Origin of the sequence: Listeria kieliensis (genome assembly GCF_003369925.1) — a bacterium.
GTDB lineage: Bacteria > Bacillota > Bacilli > Lactobacillales > Listeriaceae > Listeria > Listeria kieliensis_A.
This window is the reverse complement of record NZ_LARY01000002.1, coordinates 313414-335107: the sequence shown is the minus strand read 5'-3', so window position 1 is coordinate 335107 and position 21694 is coordinate 313414. Positions and strand designations below refer to the sequence as shown.

At 38.6% G+C, this 21694-nt stretch carries 20 protein-coding genes and 1 tRNA gene; 19 read left to right on the top strand and 2 right to left on the bottom strand.

The window, feature by feature from the left end:
• The first annotated feature begins 6 nt into the window (after positions 1–6).
• The 5 genes from UR08_RS07445 (at position 7) to lepB (ending at position 6684) form a co-directional block, all read left to right on the top strand.
• Positions 7–2409, top strand: coding sequence for an Ig-like domain-containing protein (locus UR08_RS07445; protein ID WP_115753040.1), 2403 nt, complete (start codon positions 7–9; stop codon positions 2407–2409).
• A 64-nt stretch (positions 2410–2473) separates the two neighbouring features.
• Positions 2474–4345 (top strand): Ig-like domain-containing protein, encoded by a 1872-nt coding sequence (locus UR08_RS07440; RefSeq protein ID WP_115753039.1) that lies wholly within the window; start codon positions 2474–2476, stop codon positions 4343–4345.
• Positions 4346–4948: 603 nt separating this feature from the next.
• Complete coding sequence (locus tag UR08_RS07430) at positions 4949–5482, top strand: hypothetical protein (protein ID WP_115753037.1); 534 nt, start codon at positions 4949–4951, stop codon at positions 5480–5482.
• 19 nt (positions 5483–5501) lie between these two features.
• Complete coding sequence (locus tag UR08_RS07425) at positions 5502–6197, top strand: hypothetical protein (RefSeq protein WP_115753036.1); 696 nt, start codon at positions 5502–5504, stop codon at positions 6195–6197.
• On the top strand, positions 6136–6684 hold the full coding sequence (lepB, locus tag UR08_RS07420; RefSeq protein WP_115753035.1) for a signal peptidase I: 549 nt from the start codon (positions 6136–6138) through the stop codon (positions 6682–6684). Before UR08_RS07425 ends, lepB begins: the two co-directional genes overlap by 62 nt.
• Before the next feature lie 409 nt (positions 6685–7093).
• On the opposite strand, the gene UR08_RS07410 is transcribed toward lepB, so the two are convergent.
• Positions 7094–7768 carry a Crp/Fnr family transcriptional regulator gene (locus UR08_RS07410; RefSeq protein WP_115753033.1) on the bottom strand — a complete coding sequence of 225 codons (675 nt, stop codon included), beginning with the start codon at positions 7766–7768 and terminating at the stop codon, positions 7094–7096.
• Positions 7769–7950: 182 nt separating this feature from the next.
• On the opposite strand from UR08_RS07410, the gene UR08_RS07405 reads away from it, so the two are divergent.
• From UR08_RS07405 to UR08_RS07365, 10 genes are all read left to right on the top strand, one after another.
• Positions 7951–8706, top strand: a complete 756-nt coding sequence (locus UR08_RS07405; RefSeq protein WP_115753032.1) for an SDR family NAD(P)-dependent oxidoreductase — start codon at positions 7951–7953, stop codon at positions 8704–8706.
• Positions 8707–8985: 279 nt separating this feature from the next.
• The gene (locus UR08_RS07400; protein WP_115753031.1) at positions 8986–9318 is read left to right on the top strand and encodes a hypothetical protein; all 333 of its coding nucleotides are present in this window, start codon (positions 8986–8988) and stop codon (positions 9316–9318) included.
• A gap of 216 nt (positions 9319–9534) precedes the next feature.
• A complete protein-coding gene (locus tag UR08_RS13005) occupies positions 9535–9711 on the top strand; it encodes a hypothetical protein (protein ID WP_165849962.1) in 177 nt (58 codons plus the stop codon).
• A gap of 278 nt (positions 9712–9989) precedes the next feature.
• A complete protein-coding gene (locus UR08_RS07395) occupies positions 9990–10748 on the top strand; it encodes a WxL domain-containing protein (protein ID WP_115753030.1) in 759 nt (252 codons plus the stop codon).
• A gap of 21 nt (positions 10749–10769) precedes the next feature.
• Positions 10770–11801 carry a WxLIP family cell surface protein gene (locus UR08_RS07390; protein ID WP_115753029.1) on the top strand — a complete coding sequence of 344 codons (1032 nt, stop codon included), beginning with the start codon at positions 10770–10772 and terminating at the stop codon, positions 11799–11801.
• Positions 11802–11882: 81 nt separating this feature from the next.
• On the top strand, positions 11883–12485 hold the full coding sequence (locus UR08_RS07385) for a cyclic nucleotide-binding domain-containing protein (RefSeq protein ID WP_115753028.1): 603 nt from the start codon (positions 11883–11885) through the stop codon (positions 12483–12485).
• A gap of 152 nt (positions 12486–12637) precedes the next feature.
• Entirely contained in the window at positions 12638–13717 is a 1080-nt protein-coding gene (locus UR08_RS07380; protein ID WP_115753027.1) for a PTS sugar transporter subunit IIC, read from the top strand.
• 154 nt (positions 13718–13871) lie between these two features.
• The gene (locus tag UR08_RS07375; RefSeq protein WP_115753026.1) at positions 13872–14279 is read left to right on the top strand and encodes a hypothetical protein; all 408 of its coding nucleotides are present in this window, start codon (positions 13872–13874) and stop codon (positions 14277–14279) included.
• Positions 14280–14630: 351 nt separating this feature from the next.
• Complete coding sequence (locus tag UR08_RS07370; RefSeq protein WP_115753025.1) at positions 14631–16145, top strand: ABC-F family ATP-binding cassette domain-containing protein; 1515 nt, start codon at positions 14631–14633, stop codon at positions 16143–16145.
• A gap of 14 nt (positions 16146–16159) precedes the next feature.
• Positions 16160–16744, top strand: coding sequence for a class I SAM-dependent methyltransferase (locus tag UR08_RS07365; protein WP_115753024.1), 585 nt, complete (start codon positions 16160–16162; stop codon positions 16742–16744).
• Between the two features lie 36 nt (positions 16745–16780).
• Here the strand turns inward: UR08_RS07365 and UR08_RS07360 are convergent.
• Positions 16781–16871: transfer RNA gene (locus tag UR08_RS07360), tRNA-Ser, on the bottom strand.
• Positions 16872–17016: 145 nt separating this feature from the next.
• Between UR08_RS07360 and UR08_RS07355 the strand changes: the two genes are divergently transcribed.
• The 4 genes from UR08_RS07355 (at position 17017) to UR08_RS07340 (ending at position 21565) form a co-directional block, all read left to right on the top strand.
• The gene (locus UR08_RS07355) at positions 17017–17931 is read left to right on the top strand and encodes an aldo/keto reductase (RefSeq protein WP_276309266.1); all 915 of its coding nucleotides are present in this window, start codon (positions 17017–17019) and stop codon (positions 17929–17931) included.
• Positions 17932–18185: 254 nt separating this feature from the next.
• The gene (locus tag UR08_RS07350; protein ID WP_115753023.1) at positions 18186–20138 is read left to right on the top strand and encodes a heavy metal translocating P-type ATPase; all 1953 of its coding nucleotides are present in this window, start codon (positions 18186–18188) and stop codon (positions 20136–20138) included.
• Between the two features lie 155 nt (positions 20139–20293).
• Positions 20294–21034 (top strand): FAD synthetase family protein, encoded by a 741-nt coding sequence (locus UR08_RS07345; protein WP_115753022.1) that lies wholly within the window; start codon positions 20294–20296, stop codon positions 21032–21034.
• A 90-nt stretch (positions 21035–21124) separates the two neighbouring features.
• Positions 21125–21565 carry a GNAT family N-acetyltransferase gene (locus tag UR08_RS07340; RefSeq protein WP_115753021.1) on the top strand — a complete coding sequence of 147 codons (441 nt, stop codon included), beginning with the start codon at positions 21125–21127 and terminating at the stop codon, positions 21563–21565.
• The last annotated feature ends 129 nt before the right edge of the window (positions 21566–21694 follow it).

Genomic DNA, 21694 nt, shown 5'->3' with positions numbered 1-21694 from the left:
TAGTAGATGAAAAAAACAAAATTAAGTAAGTTTGCAAAGCTTGTTGCAGCGGGAGCGATAGCGTCTACCGTGCTTACAAGTATTCCTTTTGAAAAAGATGTTAAAGCGCAAAATAATCCTAAAGCCACTCAACTAAACACAGTGAAAGCAAGAGCAGCTACGAATTCTTTGGATATTTCAACTGGATGGAATGTACTAAACTATTCTAGTGACTTAGATGTCCCAGTTCAAAATACATTTTTGCAAGGACGAAAAATACAAACACTAAATGGTGACAGTTTTAATTCAGCCTATATTAATTTTGCTAATATCGGTAATTCAGTTTTTAAAGCACAAAGAGTTTTTCACTTAGAAAAAGGAAAAACCTATAATTTTTCTTGGTATTATCAACTTCGCGTGCTTGGCGGAGCTTCTGCTTCAATCAGCTTTAATGGAGATATCAAGACTGCTGATGGAGATCTAGGATTTTTGCAGCCTCAACAGTATCAAAAAACAATTGTAGCAAAGGAAGATCAAGACTATACGGTTACGTTAGAATATGACGCACCTAAATATAGTAATGTGCTTATGTCTGTTGGCTATAAAATCGGGGATGAGGGTAATGGTGTTGTGACAGAAGAAGTTCCAGCACCTAAGTTAAGTACACTTGAAGCTGGCCAAAAACAAGCTCAAGGTACTGGTGTTTCAGGAAACCGAGTAGTTATCAAAGATGCCTCAGGTCAGGAAATTGGCTCTGGAGTTGTTGGACAAAACGGTCAATTTTTAATTGGCTTAAAACGGTCGCTTATATACGATGAAACCATTACGGCTGTTCAAATTGATTCAAATGGAATGGCTAGTGAACCAGTTTCAGCTAAAGTCGAAGATAATGTGGCTCCTGATAAGCCGATTGTAAAAGATATTGAAGTGAGCGAGCAAATTGTAAATGGCTCAGCCGAAACAGGCAGCAAGGTTATAGTTACAAATGCGCAAGGAGATGTAGTAGGTGAAGGTGTTGCAAACGGTGCAGCTGCAGGAAATGGGCAAAGCAAATTTTCTATTCACCTCACTCAGCCTGTTAAGATTGGAGACAAAATCGCAGTTAAAGCAGTGGATGAAGCAGGAAACGAAAGTACTGCCACCACAGTTTCAGTTGTAGATACAGTTAAGCCGGGTGTCCCAGTAGTGAATCCAATTGATGATACAATGAAACAAATTTCAGGGACAGGAAGTAAAGTCGGAAGTCAAATAGTTGCCTCTATTAATGACCAAGTTCTATATGGGAAAGTAGGGGAGGATAAACACTTTTCGATCAATTTGGATAAACCGATTCCTGGTGGAACTAAGATTAAAGTGGTAGAGATAGATACGCAAAATAATCAAAGTGATCCAGCAGTAGTGACAGTGAAGGGCACAAAGAAAACAGCCGTTCCTGTAGTCAACGTGGTTGGGGATTCTAGCAAGTCCGTAACAGGAAAAGCCGAACCTAATTCACAAATTAAAGTCATCATTGGTCGAGATTTTTATACAGCAAAAGCGGATAGTAATGGCGCTTTCGTTGCACGTTTAAATGATATTTATCCAAAAGATACAAAAGGGACTGTAACGGCAACAGGCCAATCTGGCATTGAAAGTGATCCAGTTGAATTTACTGTAGAGGATACAACAGCACCTGAATCGCCAACTCTTGATACAGTTTTAAACACGAGTACACAAATTAGTGGGACAACGGAACCTTTAGCTACGGTTCGAGTTTCTTTAGGCTTACCAAATGGAAGTATCGCTTCGTATATTAAACAAGCAGACCAAAGTGGGAAGTTTACCATTAATTTAGCACGAACTTTCCCAGCGGAAACAACCATTTCTGCAACAGCCGAAGACCCATCAGGAAATGTAAGTTCGGAATTCGAATCCATGGTTATGGATGCGACAGAATTAGCGATGACTTTGACTCCAATCACTAGTCAGGACAAACATGCGAGAGGTAACGTTTCGCGCCCTAATTCAAATGTTACGCTCCAAATTGGAGATCGTCTATTCACAACAAAATCTGATGAAAATGGTAATTTTGTTGTGGACATTGAAAGAAGATATCCGATAGGAACCCCAGTTTCTGGATATGTAACTTCAATGAAAGAAAAAGTTGACATGAAGGATCAAGTTGTTGAACCACGTATACCTACTTTTGAAACTGGTAATCTTCCAGCACCTGGAGATCTAATGCTTGTTATTAATGCTGACCCAGGTAGCCTAGTAACACTCAGTATCACACCTTGGCATGAAAGTCCAGATGTATTACAACAAGTGACAAATTCGAATGGTCAAGCAATCTTTAGACTTACAAAACCAATTGCTTCTATGGATTCTTTAGATTGTTATTCAGAAGTTGACGGCGTGAAAAGTCATATAAGTTCAATCGTAGTGTTTTAATGATATTGGGGCGGATTCGCCCCAATATTTATAAATAGAAAGAAAAAAGAAGGGATGTAGCAGAATGATAAAAAAGAAAAAAGTATTCAAATGGCTTATGGCAAGTTTAATCTTTGCTAGTGTTCTTGTAGGAAGTCAAGTTTCTCAAACAGCATCTGCACAAGGTTATGATAATGCTAGTCCAGATTGTTTATTTCCGAGTTGGAGACCAGTACATAAACCTTTGCGAATTAATCAGTTGTCAGATCAGCAAAATGTGATAACGGGATCTGCAACACCTTATTGGACAGTTACGGCTGTTATTAATGGAAATATTTTTTCTTCAAAAGTAGATCAGCGAGGTAATGTTTATATTAATTTGGGCAGGTCTTTTCCAGCAGGCACAGCCGTTACGGTCTATCAATTAGATAAGAACGGAAATATAACAGATACAATACAAACTACTATTTCTGGAATCGTTAGACCAACGATAAATCCTCCTCTCGTTAGTCCGTTATATACAAATGAAAGTAGTGTGCGAGGATCGGTAAATGCTCCTAATGTGCGAATTGTCATTAATGGTCAAAGTTTTTATGGAGCTGTTGATCCTTATACCAACCTTTTTAATGTACAGTTAGGCAGAACTTTCCCAGCAGGAACTAGAGTAGATGTCTATGGTGAAAAAGATGGACAACTGGGCCCTGTATCCACAATATTCGTTGAAGCACGAAACATTTATGTTGAGACGCCAAAATTAAATCGAGTGAAGTCTACTGATACTGTTGTGACAGGTACATCAAATGAGCCGCTCGTAGAGATTCAAATTGACAATGCCACGTATAAGATTCAGCCAGATGCTAACACGAGACAGTTTAGACTGAATTTAGGTCATACGTTACCTGTTGGGAAGAAGATTAGTGCCCACGCTTTAAAAGATGGGCAACAAAGTGAAACAACAACTATTTATGTTGAGCAGGGGGCAGTGCTAGCTCCGCCAAAACTAAATAAACTGACTTCTACAGAAAAAGTTTTAACTGGTGAATCCAGTGCAGAAACAGTATTTGTACTTTTCGAGGGAGATGGGCATTATACAGCAACTCCCGATCCAGTTACACATAAATTTTCTATTCAACTCGATAAAACTTATCCAGCTGGTACACTAGTGTCTGCATATGGAGTAGGCAGTGGAGTAGTCAGTGGAACAACAACAATGCGTGTCACAGAAGGAAAGGTTAGTTTAAAAGCACCACTCATGAATACAGTGACTACAGAAGATACAATGATAAGCGGAACGGCAGATCCAAATACAACTATAAAACTGAATATTTCTGTGGATAGTTATGAAACCAAAGTAGATTCACAAGGGAATTTTAAAATTTTGCTTGATCATCCATATCCAGTAGATTCGCTTATTTCAGCTTATTCAACAAATGGAAAAGAAAAAAGTCCAGTTACTAATGCTAAAGTTATCCAGGGAAGTTTTAAACTAGGAGTCAATATGATTACAGATACTGATAGAATTTTAACAGGAATGGCTCTCCCTAATAGTAAAATTAAGGTTCAAATCGGCAATCGCGTTTATGAAGGACAGGCCTCTGCTCTTGGGACGTTTGTTATTCAAATGAGTCAATCATATAAAGCGGGGCAAAACATTGAAATTACTGCTACAGATCCTGTTTCTGGACGAACTGAAAGTAAAGTAATAATTGTTTATCCAGGAAGTCCAAGCGTCAATACAATTCTCCCAGGAGCTTCTGCAGTGTCTGGTCAAGTTAGCCCAAACGCGTTTGTAGTTGTTCAAGTTGGTGGACAAAATTACTCAGGGATAGCAAATGCCGCAGGATATTTTCTCATTGCCATTAATCCAAATGATGTTGTCGTTGGTGCAGAATTAACTGTTACACAAATTAGTAATAACATCGAAAGTTTTCCAACACGCATTACAATTGGAAGATAATTTTTCAAAAAGCTGTGGAATATCGGTTTCTGACAGCTTTTATTATTTATTTGCAAGTTGAATCCTGCATTGACTTGTTGATTTTGCTAGATGCGGCTGTCTATTTTATTCATTACATATTTCCCGCGATTCGTTAAACTATATTTTTCTAATCCTCGTTTACCATAAATTTTAAACAATAAATGATAGTGGAATAGTGTCTCTAAAATCTCATTAACTTGCTTATGAGAGTAAATCTTAAGTTCATTTGGTAGTGAGATATTTAAAACAAATGAACCATGATTTTTTAAATACCGCATTAAATCTAATGCACATATCTTCCCGTCTTCCCTCAATTTCCATCATGCTCCTTTAGTCGAATGCAGGATCCAATCTTAAAAATAATTGAGTTTTAAATTGAAAATTTAGAAATGTGATTTTTTTTGTGAGTTTATATTTATCTATAGAAGTTATTTTACCATAAAAGGATCAATTTTTTTCTCTTTTACATAAAAAAGTCAAAAAGTATGATGATAAATGTAACAAAGTAACAGGAGGTGGTAGATACAGATCTATATAATAAGGCATAATGATTAAAGCAGATAATAGAAAGGAGTTCAGACTATGAATAAATCACACCAAGTTTTTCCAGATGAAGAGTTGATTGAGCTGGAAAAAGAAGTAAAATCCTTACTATCTGATTTTGAAGAGGAAAAAAAGAAAAGCAAGAAACTACAGGATGAAAATTATCAATTAAAAGATCAACTAGGTTCTATGAAAAAGCTAGAGCAAGATTATCAAGAAATGAAAGAAAAATATCAGTCAGCAATGAAAGAAAGGGAAAGTCCCGATCAATCGAAGCCACAATTGAGAGCTGTAAAAAGTGATGAAACGATTGTTGATAGCGGTGCTGCAAATTTATCGAAGGATTCACTGGCAGAAATTTTGGTTGAAGCTCAAACTACTGCAGATCGAATTATTCGTAAAGCAGAAAAAAAGGCTGAAGACATTTTAATGAATAAACAAGAAGAGTTTAAGGTGATTGGTCAGCAGGCGGAACAATACCAGAAAAAAATGATTCAAATGAAGCAGATTACTGATCATTTATTGGGAAGTTGGATTGATCAATTGGATGATATTATTGAAGAGCTGAAGTAAGAAGAAGAGGGTTGTCATTATGAATATTTCAATAGAACCAGAAAAGAGTGAATTTCAGGGGCATGTGTTGTATGAAGCGTCTCATCAGGATCTGATAGATTATCAACAAAAATTAAATTTATCACAAGAAAAATTCCGTGCACTTCTTGACGGACAAAAATACGCAATGCGAATTCAATTTTCTGAAGCAAAAGCAATTAATGCAAGAGATTGTATAGAAAAATTAAAAACAGAATTCCCTGAGTTTATTTGGATGCGAATGATTGTTGCAAGTGGATTTGAGAGTGATTATAAATTTGAGTTTTTTGCTTCAAGTTCTTCATTTAGCTTTCAAGAGATTGATCATTTTTTAAGAACTTTTCGTTCTAAAATACGAGAAATTGTTTTGAGTGCTCTAATCATTCCAATTATAGAAACAAAACATTTTGAAGAAGACGAATTTGAGCAAGAAATTGATCAAAAAATAATGAGATTGACTTCAATCTTAGATCGAATAGATGAAAAGCGGATGCAACGAGTTGAAACTAGTGATAAGCCAAATGATGAGCAATTGGAGAAAGAAATATCTGAGCAAAGAAGCAAGACAGAAGAGAATGAAACAGAATGTTATGTAGACCCTAGTAAAAGTGATGGGGACATTATGCAAACTTTAGATCAAGCAAAAAAAAAGCTTATATCGGAAAGAGGAAAATCAACAGAAAAAAAGGAACTATAAAAAGTTATGCTTACAAACCCTTGTAGCGCTAGGCATCCTAGTTATTATTTGTGTGACTTTTTTCTTTAATTTTTCACTTGTCAAAATTGAAGGGGTTTCCATGAAGCCAACACTTAAAAGTAATGAATATGGCTTGATTTATAAGCGAAACGTTACGTATAAACGAGGAGATATCATTTCATTTTCTTCACCGGATACACCTAATGCAGAATATATTAAGCGAATTATTGGTCTTCCTGGAGACAGAATTGAAATTATTGATGGAAAGTTATATTTAAACGGAAAAGTGCAGAAGGAAGAGTATATTCGGACAAACAAAGGCCTAGAAAAATTAAATTATTCGTTAGAAAATTCCTCGGGGGTTAAGACTGTACCGAAAGGGAAGATTTTTGTTCTTGGAGACAATCGATTGCATTCCAGAGATAGTCGAGAATTCGGTTTTATCGATCTTTCAAAAATTACTGGGAAGTGGATTCTTCATTTTTGATAGACTTAAATAAGTGTTTATAAAAAAGGGAGGGAATAGGGTTGACGTTGTTTTATCAAACTTGGAAAAAGGTTTTTTCCTTCTTTTTTTCTGTGGAGATTATAGTTGGGCTATATATCATTGCATACTTGCTGTTATTTTCTTACGATCCAAATAACGGCATTTCGCTTAGTGAACAACTTTTTCGTTGGAATAACCATTATTTCCTTCCCGGTATTATCGGATTACTCCTTTTGTTTATATCAGACTTTTTATGTAAATTAGCTATTCAAAAATTTAAATTACGAAAACGCATTGTTTGTCTCTGCAACGTAGTCCTCAATATGGGACTTGGCTATTTTCTTGGGGCGTATTCTGTTTTGAAATTTTTTGTTGAATAAAAGCGTGAGATCAAAATGATCTCACGCTTTTATTCATATTGACGTGCAAGACAAACTTGTTTCACTTTTTGCAAATCAACAATAAGTGGTTTGCGAGAAATAACCACTTCTTGATTTTCAAGTTTAACGATTTCTTCTAAAATTCGGTTACGGCTAGAACGAAGATATCCAGCTAAGAAGGTAATGGTAATATATTTTGGAAAAGTTACAATGTTTTCATGAGTTGGTAGGCTAAGATCAGTCATAAGGCGAGAAATTTCAAATAGAAGTTTATAAGCAAGTGAAGATTGACTATAGCGATGAATGTAAGTAATATCAACAAGGGCATTTGTAGTTTTGTCTAAAATAAATTGCAGAATTTCTGGTTGGGTAGACATGTGTATGAGTAAATATTCACGGTTGAATAGTAATAGATCCCCATCATCTAATCCAGTAATACGATAATCAGCTAGTCGATTTTTTTTAATATCGGTTGCAAAATTTTCAATACCAAATACATCTTCGGACTTGATGATTTTATTTGGTACCCAAGCTCCCTTAGAATTTCGAATCTCCATAACGGCATCTCCTGAAAGAAGAATGCCAATATCTTCGTTTTTTTTCAGAGACGAATATTCAAATAATACATCTTTGTGTGTAAAATGATTGTGTCTGACGTCGGAAGTATATAGAGCCTCATCCTTGAAAAAAGTTATAAAGTCCACTGTTTCAACTCCTTTACATGAGAATGTATTTTAGCACAGTTTGCAGAAAAAAAGAATAGAAATAGGAAATTTCATAAAAATAATGAAAAAAAGCTTCGATTTCGGTACTAAGTAACAAGTTTATGAGAAGAAAAAGTGTTAAAATTAAATTATGTATTACTAAAATTTGAGGGGGAGTTCATATGAGTAGAACGGCTGTAATTACTGGGGCTTCAACGGGAATTGGTCGTGGAAGTGCTTTGCAACTTGCAAAAGATGGATTTAATTTGTTACTTGCTGACTGGGATGCTGAGGAAGGTGAAAAAACAGCAGAAATGTGTCGTAACGAAGGTGTTGATGTGTCATTTGTCTATGCAGATATGGGCGTTGAAGAGGAAGCAAAGAAAGTTATGCAGCTTGCAAAGGAAAAATTTTCAAAGGTTGATTTTTATTTGAATAATCAAGGCGTGACACATGATCCGAAACTATTACATGAGATTACTGAAAGTGAAGCAGAGTATACCATTCATAGCAATATTATGGGTACTTTTTTTGGGTTAAAGCACATGATACAAGTTATGCTTGAGCAAGAAGAAGGGCACATTGTCTTAGTCAGTTCTTCATCAGGAATTCGATCTGAGACGGGGTTTGGTATGTACTCTGCAACGAAGCATGCTGTTGTGGGATTAGCACAAGATGCCGCAATGGAATATGCTAATAAAAATATTCGAGTGAATACAATTTGTCCGGGTGGAATTTTGACAGGAATGACTCAGAAGATCGGTCAATACATGATGGAACATCAATTTGTTCAGCCAAAATCATCTGCGGGCCTTTTGCGTGAAGGTGGTCTTGGGCAAGTTGATGAAGTAACAGGGCTCGTTTCATTTCTTGCTTCCGAAAAATCAGCTTTCATGACGGGAGCGATTTTAAGTGTGGATGGAGGGAATACTTTGTGAATTTGAAATAAAGAAGCGCAAGCTGTAAAAACAGCTTGCGCTTCTTTTATGTGAAATGGAGAAACGTTCATAAATTTGTAAACAAAACAGTTTTCTTGCGATACAAAGTAACATAGAGGGAGAGGGATTTCCTTTTATACTAGTAGAGTAACAACAATGATGATAGTTTGTGCACTAAAACAGAATTGTAAAGAGGAAAGGAAGTGGAGTAAAAGCGGACACTTTACTTGTTTCATTAACAATATGTCCGAGAAACTACCTGCAAAAGGGGGCTGAAAATTGAAACATATTTATAGAGTTGTCTGCGTTGTATTAGTGATTATATTCTTAAGCGTCCCAATTGGTGCAATTGCGGCTAGCATGGATAGTGAAGCGAGTATAAAGTTTGATAAAACTTATATTCCTCCAGTGGGAGGACTTACTCCGAATGGGCCCAAGCCTGAGTCACATTTTGTTATCCCAAGTGCAGAACGCCCAACTTTTGAACCAGAAGTGTCTAAGCTTCCAACGACAGGAGATTCACTGTCTACAGGAAACCTTTTGTACGGTGGAATTCTTTTAATATATGGAATTTTGCTGTTAAATGTTTCGAAGCAAAGAAGGAATGGATGATGTGATGGGTTTACAGAAAATAGGCTTAACTTATTCTATTGTGTTCAGTACAAGTAGTTAGTTTCAGTAGCTGCTGATATTAGCAGGAATACAATCGGGGAAAGTTGCTTTTTCTGAAGACGACTCCCCCGTAGCTCCTTTTGACTTGAATGATCTAAATGCTGATAAACCATTAACGCTAATAGATCAAGAGGTTAGCTTTAGGGCTGTGGGTTCATGAAGTATGCTTATATCCGAATTTTTATTGGGAAATTAATTGATCGGAGCAGTGTGAAAGAATTCCTTTATTATAAACGATTCAAAAGCATTAAAGGAATTTACTTTGGCTTAACAAACCTAGTCGTAAAAACGACGAAAGATAATCAAGTAGTATCATATCATACAGTAAAATAATCTCCAAAACTATCTTAACGTTTGAAAAGTCAGAACTTCAGGAGATTCACAAAGTGTTCTTTCAGTGAAATAAGATACTGTTATGGTAAATTGGATTGCAAGCTTTGATAATAATCAATCAGGATACAAGTAGAATACAACTTTTTGTCCCGGGAACATCAAAGAAGAATCAAAGATGCAACGTATTCATCAACGTTAACTTGGATATTCATTGATTCACCAGTTAAGTTTTTAAAGAAGAAAAATTATTGTAAGTAAGAATTTAGGGAGGAACAGCAATGAAAACAACGAAAATCGTTACAATTTCTGGTTTAGCCAGCTTATTAGTAGTAACAGGAACACCATTTTTAACTGTACATGCAGCTGAGGAAGGGGAACACGGAGGTCAAATGAACTCGGTCGGAACTATTCAGTTTACGGTGAATCATAATACTGAATTGCCGCAAAATCCTCTTAATCCAGATCCAACCAAACCGATTGTACCAAAGGATGAAGATGAGCATGAAAAAGGTACTGCTGGTCCATTAAGTATTGATTATGTATCGAATTTTAGATTTTTATCTCAGGAAACATCTGGAACAACGGAAGTTTACTATGCTGATCTAGACCATGTGGTAGATCAAAGTTCTGGAAGTGATATTGATTTACCAAACTTTGTTCAAGTTACAGATAAACGTGGTAGTAATACAGGATGGCGTTTATCTGTTACACAAAATGAACAATTTCAAAATGAAAACGGAAAAGATTATCTTGATGGCGCAGAGCTTACTTTAAAAAATGGTTCTTCAAACTCGAATGATGGTGGTACGGCCCCTACTGTACATCAAGATATAAAATTAACTCCTGGTTTAACAAGTGGTTCAGAGGTAGTGAGTGCGCTTGCTAACGAGGGTACTGGTACTTGGTTTGCTTACTTTGGTAAAGATAACGACGAAGCAAAGAAAAGTATTGAGTTAGTTGTACCAGGTAAAGCAAAAAAAGTAAAAGGATTATACACGACAAAATTAACTTGGACGTTAACGGATTCACCAGCTTGATAAATGTAAACGAGGGATAGTATGAAATTAAAGATTAAAAAAATCATTGCTTTAGTTGTAGTTGGTTTGGCAAGTGTGCTTCTTTTAGCTAAACCAGCTGCGGCTGCAGAAATGAATTTTGCTGTGCAAGCTATTATTCCGGAGAATCAGGTTGATAAGTCACAAACTTATTTTGATTTAAGAATGAAACCGGGACAAAAGCAAGATATTGAGGTAGAGCTTCGAAATGATACTAAAAAAGATGTTACGGTTGAGATTCAAGCTAATACAGCGATTACAAATGATAATGGTGTTGTAGAGTACAGTGGCCCTAGAAAAAAGAAAGATTCAAGTTTGAAAGTTGATTTTAAAAAGATTGCTGAAGTTCAGAAAGAAGCTAAGCTCAAATCTGGAACTAGTCAAAAAGTGAAAGTGCATTTGAAGATGCCGAATCAGTTATTTGACGGAGTTGTTTTGGGTGGCCTTTACTTTACAGAAAAAGAAGATGACAGCAATAAGACCAAAGACAAGAAAAATGAAAATCAAATTATCAATCGGTATGCATATACTATTGGTGTGCAGTTGACTGAAACGGATAAACAAGTGAAGCCTAACTTAGTGTTAAATTCGGTAAAGCCCACACAAATCAATTTTAGAAATGCTATTAGTGCAAACATCCAAAATGACCAAGCGGCGATTATCAAAGATATGACGATTGAAGCAAAAATTTATAAAAAAGGTAAATCGGATGCCCTCTATCATACTGTACAGAAAAACTTGCGTATGGCACCAAATTCTAATTTTAATTTTGGCGTGGGATTGGATAATAAGCCTTTTAAACCAGGTAAATATGTGTTTAAGGGAGTTGCTAAGATAGGTGACAAAAAGTGGATCTTGAATAAGGAATTTACGATTCAAGATAAAGAAGCAAAGGATTTTAATAATAAAGCAGTTCAACTAGAGAAAGATTATACGTGGATCTATGTTTTAGTGGGTAGCATTGTTATTATTATTTTGTTAGCAATTATTTCTTATTTGATTTATCGGTTGAAGCGTAAATCGAAAGGTAAATAAACTGGATCCCATAGCTTTTGAAATGAGAGCTATGGGATTTCTATTAACTAATTTTTAAAAGAAAGTTTAGGGGGATGCATTTTGAAAAAGAAAATCTTTAGCTTTGCTGATCTTCCTTCTTTTCAAGAACATGTTCGCATCTGCTATTTGGCTCCTGGGGAATCGATTTCTGTTGATAAAAATTTTTACTTAGTTGACGATGGAGCACTGTGTACTTCTTCGGAACAGTATGGCCATGTTTTTTATATTGAAGATGATATTTTATGCCAAGAAATGATTAGCTATACGGCTGTGACCGATGCAACAGTGTGGGAAGTAGCGCAGGAATTTTTACAAGAGCTTGGTCCTGAAGGGGAAACTATTCGGACTTTACTTTTAGAAGGGCTTTGCAAGGAAGCAAGGTGGGCAGAACATTTACTCAAACCGCAGAATTCATCATGGAAGTTAAAAGCTGCTATCATTCAATTTTTAGCAGAAATGAAACTACCATGGTTGTATATGCTTAATGTTAAGCTTACAGAGTTAAACTTGGATTCGAGTGATCCAGCTATATTGGAAGAATGTTCTAAATTGAGTAGAAAAAGAGTGTTACGTTGTAACCATCATCAAACGAATTTGAGAATAAATCCTATTCATTTCATTCATTTTGTACGAACAGAAATTGAACATTTTTCTTATGCATAAACAGAAGCAGGGATGGCATTCATTAATACTCCCTGCTTTTATTTTATGAAAACTAGTTTTAAAATATTTTATTTTTAATCTATAAAAATTATTTAGACAATTCAGGTAAAATGTGATATGATATTTTTCATATACATAAAGAGGTGATACATATGGAACAAACACAAGAAGAAAAACTGACAATTAAAGAGTATGTTTATCGTGTAGCTGCAGGTGTTTCTAATGCTGTACTTGTCATGCTTGGAATTGGCTTACTATTCGAAACAATCGGTAACTTTATTCACTGGCCGGCTTTTCATAGCATTGGGACTGTAGCTAAGTTGCTCCTAGCACCGGCATTTGGTGCAGGGATTGCTTATCAGTTAAAAGGAAATACGCTCGTAATTTTTAGTTCTATGGTGGCTTCAACAATTGGAGCAAATGCAGTTTATTTTACAAGTGATGCTATGCAGGCGGTAACTGCAACAGGACATACGTTGCTTCAGCCAGCAAGTAGCGGGATTTTTGTAACAGGACAACCTATTAGTGCTGTCTTGGCTGGTCTCATTGCTGCGCTTGTTGGAAAATGGATTACAGGAAAAACTTTCCTTGATATGGTGTTTATTCCTTTTTCATCTATTTTAGTTGGGGGAGTTGCTGGTTTAGGACTTGCGGCAGTGACAACACCATTGTTGCTTCAAGTGAGTGCATTCATGGCAAAATCTGTTACTGTCAGTCCGATTCTCGGCTCTATCGTGGTCTCGCTTGTGTGGAGTGTACTATTGATGACACCTGCTTCATCTGCAGCGCTTGCCATTGCTTTGCAGTTGGATCCAGTTTCCTCAGCCGCCGCGCTTATTGGTTGTACGGCTCAGTTTGTTGGGTTTACAATCATGTCGTTCCGAGAAAATAATTTGGGTGGAAATATTTCACAAGGGTTGATTACTCCAAAAGTACAATTTCCTAATTTAACGCTTCATCCGCAACTTGCTATTCCACCATTCATTGCAGCAGCAATTTGTGCACCGATTGCCACTGTTGGTTTTGGTTTTCGCTCTACATACGAACTGGCAGGGCTAGGGCTTAATTCGCTGATTGCGCCTCTTAACATTCTTTCTACTAGTACTTCGGAATTTTTAGTCTATATTGGTGTTGGAGTTATGCTCTCTGGGGTCATTACTTTTGCTGTGCATTTGGTCTTTAAACGAATGAAGTGGACGGCGAAAGATGATTTGCGGATAGAAGTTCAATGATAGCTAAAAGACAGAGCCATTGGCTTTGTCTTTTTTCATGAAGTTGTCATATTTAAAATTGGTTGCTGAAACTAAGTGACATACAAAAAGTGGGGATTGACGGTAAGCTAAAGTAGTAAATTCACAATTTTGTTAAAGGCAAGGGAGACAAAGGATGAGAAAATATTGGAAAAATGGTGGATTGTTCTTCCTTTTTTTAGTCTATGGCTTTGCTCTTGCACTGATAATGGGCGGTAGAATAATTACTTGGAGACAATTGTTAAGCCAAAGTGTTACAGTTTTGTTAACGATTATTGGAGCAGTTCTTCTTTTTTTATTGAAAAAAGAAGATACTGGTCAACAAGGGAGTCAATTTAATCATCACTACCGAGAAGAAAGAAATGCTTTCTCATATCGATTTTTCACCATAGTCTTTTTTATTTTTGTTCCATTGCTAATACTTATTTTAAACCTTGGTGGAACTTTTATGATTCAAACAAAAACCATCGCTCGATTTCTTTTTGTTGCTTTTTTAGTCTTTTTATTTTTTATTTATTACTTGAAAAAGCAAAAAGGTGCTTGACAGCAAGTGACTTCTTCGTTTATATTGATAAGCGAATAGGAAGTGTAAAAAATGCAAAAGCAATATCCATTTATTGAAAGAATTTCCTCTGCACAAATGAAAGCGACGAGGCGTTGTGTAGAGGCTAATCAGTTATAAATTTTCCCCGTCGGTAAAGAGTGGAGCCCTGTTTAACCAATAAGGTTTATTAGGTGTGTCCGCTTTTACCGACATGGTTTGAAAATAATAACGGCTCTAGACGTGCTTTGTCTAGAGCCTTTTGTTTTGGAAAGCAGAAGGCCATCGATTTGATGTTGCCTTCTGTTTTTTTGTATTTTTTACTTTCATGATATGAAGAAAAGAGGAGAAATTATGAGTGTTGTATCAGTAGCAAATTTAAATTATAGTGTTCCAGAGAAAACTTTATATAGGGATGCTTCTTTTGATATTTTTCAAGGAGAGCATGTTGGGGTCGTTGGGCAAAATGGTGCTGGGAAAAGCACACTGATCAAAATTTTGCTTGGTGAAATTTTGCCGGATTCTGGTGAGATTAAGTGGCAGAAAAGAGCCGAAGTGGCGCACTTGGATCAGTATGCGGAAATTGATCCTAATTTAACGATTCAAGCTTATTTGGAACAAGCGTATACTGTATATTTTGAAATGGAAGCGCGCATGAATGAGCTTTATATGGCTGGCGATGACGAGTCTTTGCTTAAGGCAGCTGGGATTCAGGAGCGCTTGATTCAATCGGATTTTTATGCGGCGGATCGTCTGATTGAGCAAGCGACGCGCGGACTTGGGATTGATGCTCTCGGGATGGACCGGAAGATTTCGCAAGTGAGTGGTGGACAGCGAGCAAAAATCATTTTGGCGAAATTGCTGCTTGAAAAGCCGCAAGTTTTGGTTTTGGATGAGCCGACGAACTTTTTGGATAAGGAACACGTGGAGTGGTTGAGCGAACAATTGATTCAATTCCCTGGCACATTTATTGTTGTTTCTCATGATGTTGGTTTTCTTGAAAAGATTGCACAGCAGATTCTTGATGTGGAATTTGGTACAATTAGGAAATACAACGGATCTTACTCGCATTTTGTGAAGCAGAAGGAACATTTGAATGAGGAATATCGGCGCCAGTATGTTAAGCAACAACGCATGATTGAGGAAACGGAAAATTATATTCGAAAAAACAAGGCTGGCGTTAATTCGAAGATGGCGCGTGGTCGGGAGAAGCAGTTGAATCGCTTGGAACGCTTAGATGCACCTGAATCGGCTGTTCGGCCGGCGTTTACTTTTCCGGAAGCTAGTCAAGAAATTGTTGGGAAAAGCATTGTCGTGGATCATCTTGAAGTGGGGTACGATTACCCGCTGTTTTCCCCCGTTAGTTTTTCGATTCGTTCGGATGAAAAGGTGGTCATTACAGGATTTAACGGCATCGGGAAGTCCACATTACTCAAGACCATTCTTGGTGAACGAGAAAAAATTTCTGGGAAAATTCATGTTGCCAACCGAGCGGTAATTAGCTATTTTGAACAAGATTTGCACTTTGAGAAGGAGAATCGTACGGCGCTTGACTTGATTCAAGCAGAATTTCCTCTTTTATCGTCGAAGCAAATTCGGCAAGTGCTTGCAAGAAGTGGGATGAAGGCGGAGCATATTACGCGCTCTGTCAAGACTTTGAGCGGAGGCGAGCAGTCGAAAATTAAGCTGGCACGGCTACTTTTGACGAAAAGTAATATCTTGATTTTGGATGAACCGACCAATCACTTGGATACGGCGAGTAAGGAAGCTTTGAAGGAAGCGTTAAGAAACTATAAGGGATGCGTCATCTTGGTTTCACACGAAGAAAAATTTTATGAAGGTCTTACGGATCGAGAAATTAAATTGTAGGAAGGTGTGACAAAATGAGCGGTCACGAAGGTCATTTTCACAATAAGGCGGCGTTTTTAGATGACAAGGAGCGCATGAAAGGGTTTCGGGCACATGAGTTGATTCAAGCTCTTCCGAATTTTTCACCGAATGATTCGTTTTTGGATTTAGGCGCGGGGACGGGATTTTTTACGATTCCCTTGGCTGGAGAAACGAAAGGGAAGATTTTTGCGCTTGATTCGGATTCGAAAATGCTTGAACGAATTGGTGAGAAAATGATAGCTGCGGGGCTGTCGAATGTGGAACGAATTCAAGCGGATGTCGCTGATATTCCACTTGAAGATGGTTCTGTACGGCATGTAGTCGCTTCGCTGATTTTGCATGAGGTTGCTGATTTAGAGGCGGTGCTAGCCGAATTGTTCCGGGTAACGGAAGCAGGCGGGGACGTTGCTGTGATTGAATATGAAGAAAAAAAAACGCCTGATGGAGGTCCGCCACACCATATTCGACTTTCTGCGGAAAAGCTTACTAGTGCTTTGGAGAAAGCTGGCTTTGGGGATTGTCATACTCAGATGATCGATGAAAAGATTTATTTGCTTGTGGCTAGCAAGACGTCATAGAAAAAGGTTTCCGCAGTTTGCGGAAACCTTTTTTGACGGAGAAACGGGGATTCGAACCCCGGCGCGCCACAGGGACGCCTAACAGATTTCGAGTCTGTCCCCTTCAGCCGGACTTGGGTATTTCTCCATAATTTAGTCAACAGAGACTATTTTATAATAAAATGAGGAAAAATGCTAGCTTTTTTTGAAAGTTTTTCATGGGAATGGGTCTGGATTGGTTGGGACTTCTAAAAGTGGTAAAATGAAGGTATCTTGAATGAAGAGGTGAGCATGTGGAAACATTGAAACTTGGTGGCGAACTCGCTGCTCCTAGTATTGCGATTGGATGTATGCGTATGGCAGATCTCTCGAAAGAGCAAGCGGAACGGGTTGTGCAAACAGCGCTTGAAAATGGACTTAATTTTTTTGATCATGCAGATATTTATGGTGGCGGGAAATCAGAGGAAGTTTTTGCGGATGCTGTGGGTATGAATGCTCGGATTCGTGAAAAAATGATTTTGCAATCAAAATGCGGGATTCGGCAAGGGTATTTTGACTTTTCGAAGGAACATATTATTGCTGCTGTTGATGGGATTTTGAAACGATTAAAGACGGAGTATTTGGATTCACTTTTGCTTCACCGTCCGGATACGCTTGTTGAACCTGACGAAGTGGCGGAAGCTTTTGATGAACTTGAACGCGCTGGGAAGGTTCGGCATTTTGGTGTGAGTAATGAAAGCCCGCTTCAAATTGAATTGCTTAAGAAAAGTGTTAAACAAAAATTGCTTGTCAATCAGTTACAGTTTAGCGTGATGCACACAGGCATGATTGATGCTGGCTTCAATGTGAATATGAAAGTGGATGCGGGGATCGATCGTGATAATGGTATTTTGGAATATAGTCGGATTCATGATATGACGATTCAAGCTTGGTCACCGTTTCAATATGGTTATTTTGAAGGAGTATTTTTAGACAATCCGAAGTTCCCTGAACTCAACGTGAAAATAGATGAAGTGGCGGAACGTCATGGAGTGACAAATTCAGCAATTGCGATTGCATGGATTTTACGTCATCCAGCGAAGATTCAAGCGGTGCTTGGCACGATGAATCCTGAGCGGATCGAAGCTATTCGTAAGGGAGCAGATGTTGCTCTCACGCGTGAAGAATGGTATGAAATTTATCGTGCGGCTGGAAATGTACTTCCTTAAAAGAGGGGACCGGAAAAGAATTTCTTTTCCGGTTTTTTTATTTGTTTAGTCGGGAATGAAATTCATTATCAATTAAAAGAATATTTTATCAATTAACTTGTTTAGCCACTATAATCATGCTATAATAGTAGTGGAATAAGAAATCAGTAAATTATAATGAATCTAATCTGTTTTTGCGGGAGCAAAAGCAGATTTTCGTGTTTTTAAGGGCTTTGATAACAATTATCAGTTAGAAAAGAAAGGAGTGGTTCAAGATGCGATTAAAATGGTGGAAAGAGAACTGGCAGTTTCTTGCAGCGGGGATTAGTGGTTTACTTATTTTGCTTGGCTGGCAAACGGAAGGTGTGGTGCCTGCGGGTGCGACGGCGGGGATTTTTATTGCGGCATTTGTGATTGGCGGTTTCGATCAGGCGAAAGAAGGGATTCTCGACACGATCAAGACACGGAAATTGAACGTGGAGCTTTTAATGGTGCTTGCGGCAACAGGAGCTTCGATTATTGGTTACTGGCTCGAGGGTGCGGTACTAATCTTTATTTTCTCACTGAGTGGCGCGCTTGAAACGTACACGACGAACAAAAGCAAGCGAGAAATCACGAAACTGATGTCGTTTCAACCGGAAACTGCTTTTTTACTGCTGGAAACGGGGGAGACGGAAGAGGTCGATGTAACGTCGCTTAAATTGCAAGATTTGATTTTGGTACGCCCTGGTGAGCGAATTCCAATCGATGGAGTGATTGTTTCAGGGGAAACTTCGGTGGATCAATCGGCGATCAATGGGGAATCAATTCCAGCCCAAAAAGGCGCTCACGATGAAGTCTTTGGTGGGACGGTGAATCTTTCGGGCGTTATTCGGATGGAAGTTCGGAAAACAGCGGATCAAACGCTTTTTAGTCAGATCATTCGAATGGTGAAGGAAGCCCAAAGCGAGCCTTCGCATACAGCGCAGTTTATTGAGCAGTTTGAAGATAAGTATGTAAAGGCAGTCTTGGTACTTGTTTTCGTGATGCTCTTTTTACCACACTTTTTGCTTGATTGGAGCTGGAATGAGACTTTTTACCGGGCAATGGTGCTTTTAACAGTCGCTTCGCCTTGTGCGCTTGTGGCTTCTGTCACGCCGGCAACGCTTGCGGCGATTTCAAATGGAGCACGAAATGGGGTTTTATTTAAAGGTGGCGTCCATTTGGAAAACTTGCGGAATGTAAGAGCGGTCGCGTTTGATAAAACGGGAACGCTCACGCAAGGAAAGCCGGTAGTAACGGATTTCTTCGTGGCACCAGAGTTCGACCGGACGCAAGTCATTGACCGGATTTACGCGCTTGAACAAAATTCGGCTCATCCGCTTGCTGAGGCAATTGTACGCGATTTTTCCGAGAAACGGGCGGAAAGCTTCACGGATTTAGTGATGAAGGATGTGCCTGGTTTTGGTGTGGAAGCCGTGATTGACGGGGAAAGATGGCGTGTAGGGAAGGCTCGCTTTGTGGGGAGTGAGCAGGCTATGAAGTTTGCAGGTTCGCTTAGCGATACGCTTCCTCGTGAAGGGAAGACGCTCGTGTATGCTTCATGCGGCGAGCAAGTGGTCGCAATGATCGCGCTGAAGGACGTCAAACGAGAAGAAGCCGTACATGCGGTTTCTAGCCTAAAGAAACGTGGTATTAAAACGATTATGGTGACGGGAGATAATGAAGCGACGGGGCTTGCAATTGGCGAAGAAATTGGTATTGATTATGTGATTGCGGGTTGTCTTCCGGAGCAAAAGGTCGACGTGCTACGTGATTTGAAGGCGGTTTATGGGTCGGTTGCAATGGTTGGAGATGGTATTAATGATGCGCCGGCGCTTGCACACGCAACGGTTGGCGTCGCGATGGGGGAAGGAACGGATATTGCGATGGAAGCGGCTGATGTGGTGCTCATGAAAAATGATTTGGAGAAATTGAGCTATGCGAGTGTGCTATCGGTTCGACTTGGGCGAGTTGTGAAGCAAAATATCGCTTTTTCGATTCTGGTGATTATCAGCTTAGTGTTAGCCAATTTATTTCAATCCATTAACTTGCCGTTCGGTGTGATCGGGCATGAAGGAAGCACGATTCTTGTGATTTTAAATGGCTTACGATTACTTTTACCAAATCGAAAGTTGGCAAAAGAAAAAGACAAGCCAGAAAAAATGCAAAAACCAGAGATTTATCATTTGAAAACACCTGCTCTTTAAGTGAGGCAGGTGTTTTTTTGGTAGAATTGCTTACTGGTAAGTTGCCTGTTTGAAAACATCAGGAGGTTATAATTGTTGATTTCAGTGATTTATCCAAACAGATGAGTTGTAGATTTTGAGAGGCTACTATAAAGTAGAGTTTAGGAGTGAAGCGTATGGAAATTTATCATGTTGATTTGGCGCCGGTTCCAGATTCACGGCCAGCGGTTTTATCGATTGGAAAGTTTGACGGGGTTCATCGCGGACATCAGCGGATTTTGCAAACGGCGCTTGAAATAAAAAAACCGAATGAACTTTATTCGGTGATTAGCTTTAGTCCACATCCACTTTGGGCGCTAAAGGGGCTTCCTGCGTTTCGCGAGGCACTCACACCGGGAGCAGAAAAAGAGCGCTGGTTAGCTCATTATGGTGTGGATGTGTTATTTGAAACGAATTTTACGAAAGAATATGCGGAAACGACGCCGGAGCAATTCGTGTTTGAACATTTGAGTCAGCTTCAGTTATCGCATATTATTGTGGGAGAGGAATTTAACTTTGGCAAAGGTGCTGCTTCGGATGTGGAACTATTAAGAGAGCTTGTCAGGCCTCTTGGGATTCAAGTGACGGCGATTCCCGTTGAGACGGAAGAGGGAATTGCGGATAAAATTAGTTCGACGGAGATTCGCGCTTTGATTCGTGCTGGTGATATTGCGAGAGCTGAGGCGTTACTTGGACACCCGTGGTATGTGACGGGAGAGGTTCTGGATGGTGTGATGTACGGGATTGAGGATTACTCTCTTCCAAAGCCAGGGCGCTATGAAACCGAATCTGGGATCGTGTTCGTAACGGAGGCGCACAAAATTAAAAGCGGATTACCTGATGGAAGAAGCTCCATTCGGTTTATAAGGGAAATCTAAAGCTGGTCGCGGATGCGGGCAGCTTTTTCTTGTTAGCAAAAGGGCTTTTTCGGGTATGGCTTAGGAGAATGTTTTTTTGGAGGGAACGGGATGAAACGGGTAACGCAGGCTGATGTGACGGCGATTTTGCCACTTTTTCAAAATGAAACGGATAATTATTTGGCGACGGGAACGCGAAGGATTGAGCGAAGTGAGATTTTGACTTGGGTTGAGGCGGAAGAGAAAGATCTTTTTATTTTATATGAGCGGGAAAAGGTAGCGGCTTATGGTGAAATTTGGGTAGATGAGACGGAAGGAACGCTTGAATTTGCACATTTGCTAGTTGCGCCAGAGTTTCGTCTGGCAGGCTTTGGGAAAAGGCTTTTGGAAGGTTTACTCCTTGAAGCCAAAAAATATCCTTATGATGAGATTTTTTTGCGAGTCTTACCAGAAAATAAAGCGGTGCTTGATTTCTTTCGTCAATTTGGTTTTGCAGTACTTACCTCTCCTTTTGAGGGTTCGATTTGGATGAAACGGAAAAATTTGAAATGATAGCGCTTGCGACTGTGAAAAGTTGAAAAAAATGTATTTAGAATGGAAAAATGGGGTATAAATAAAAATGTAGTTTTTTTTACATCACTTTGATCATTCAGCTAGGATGTTGACGAATAGATTTTGATA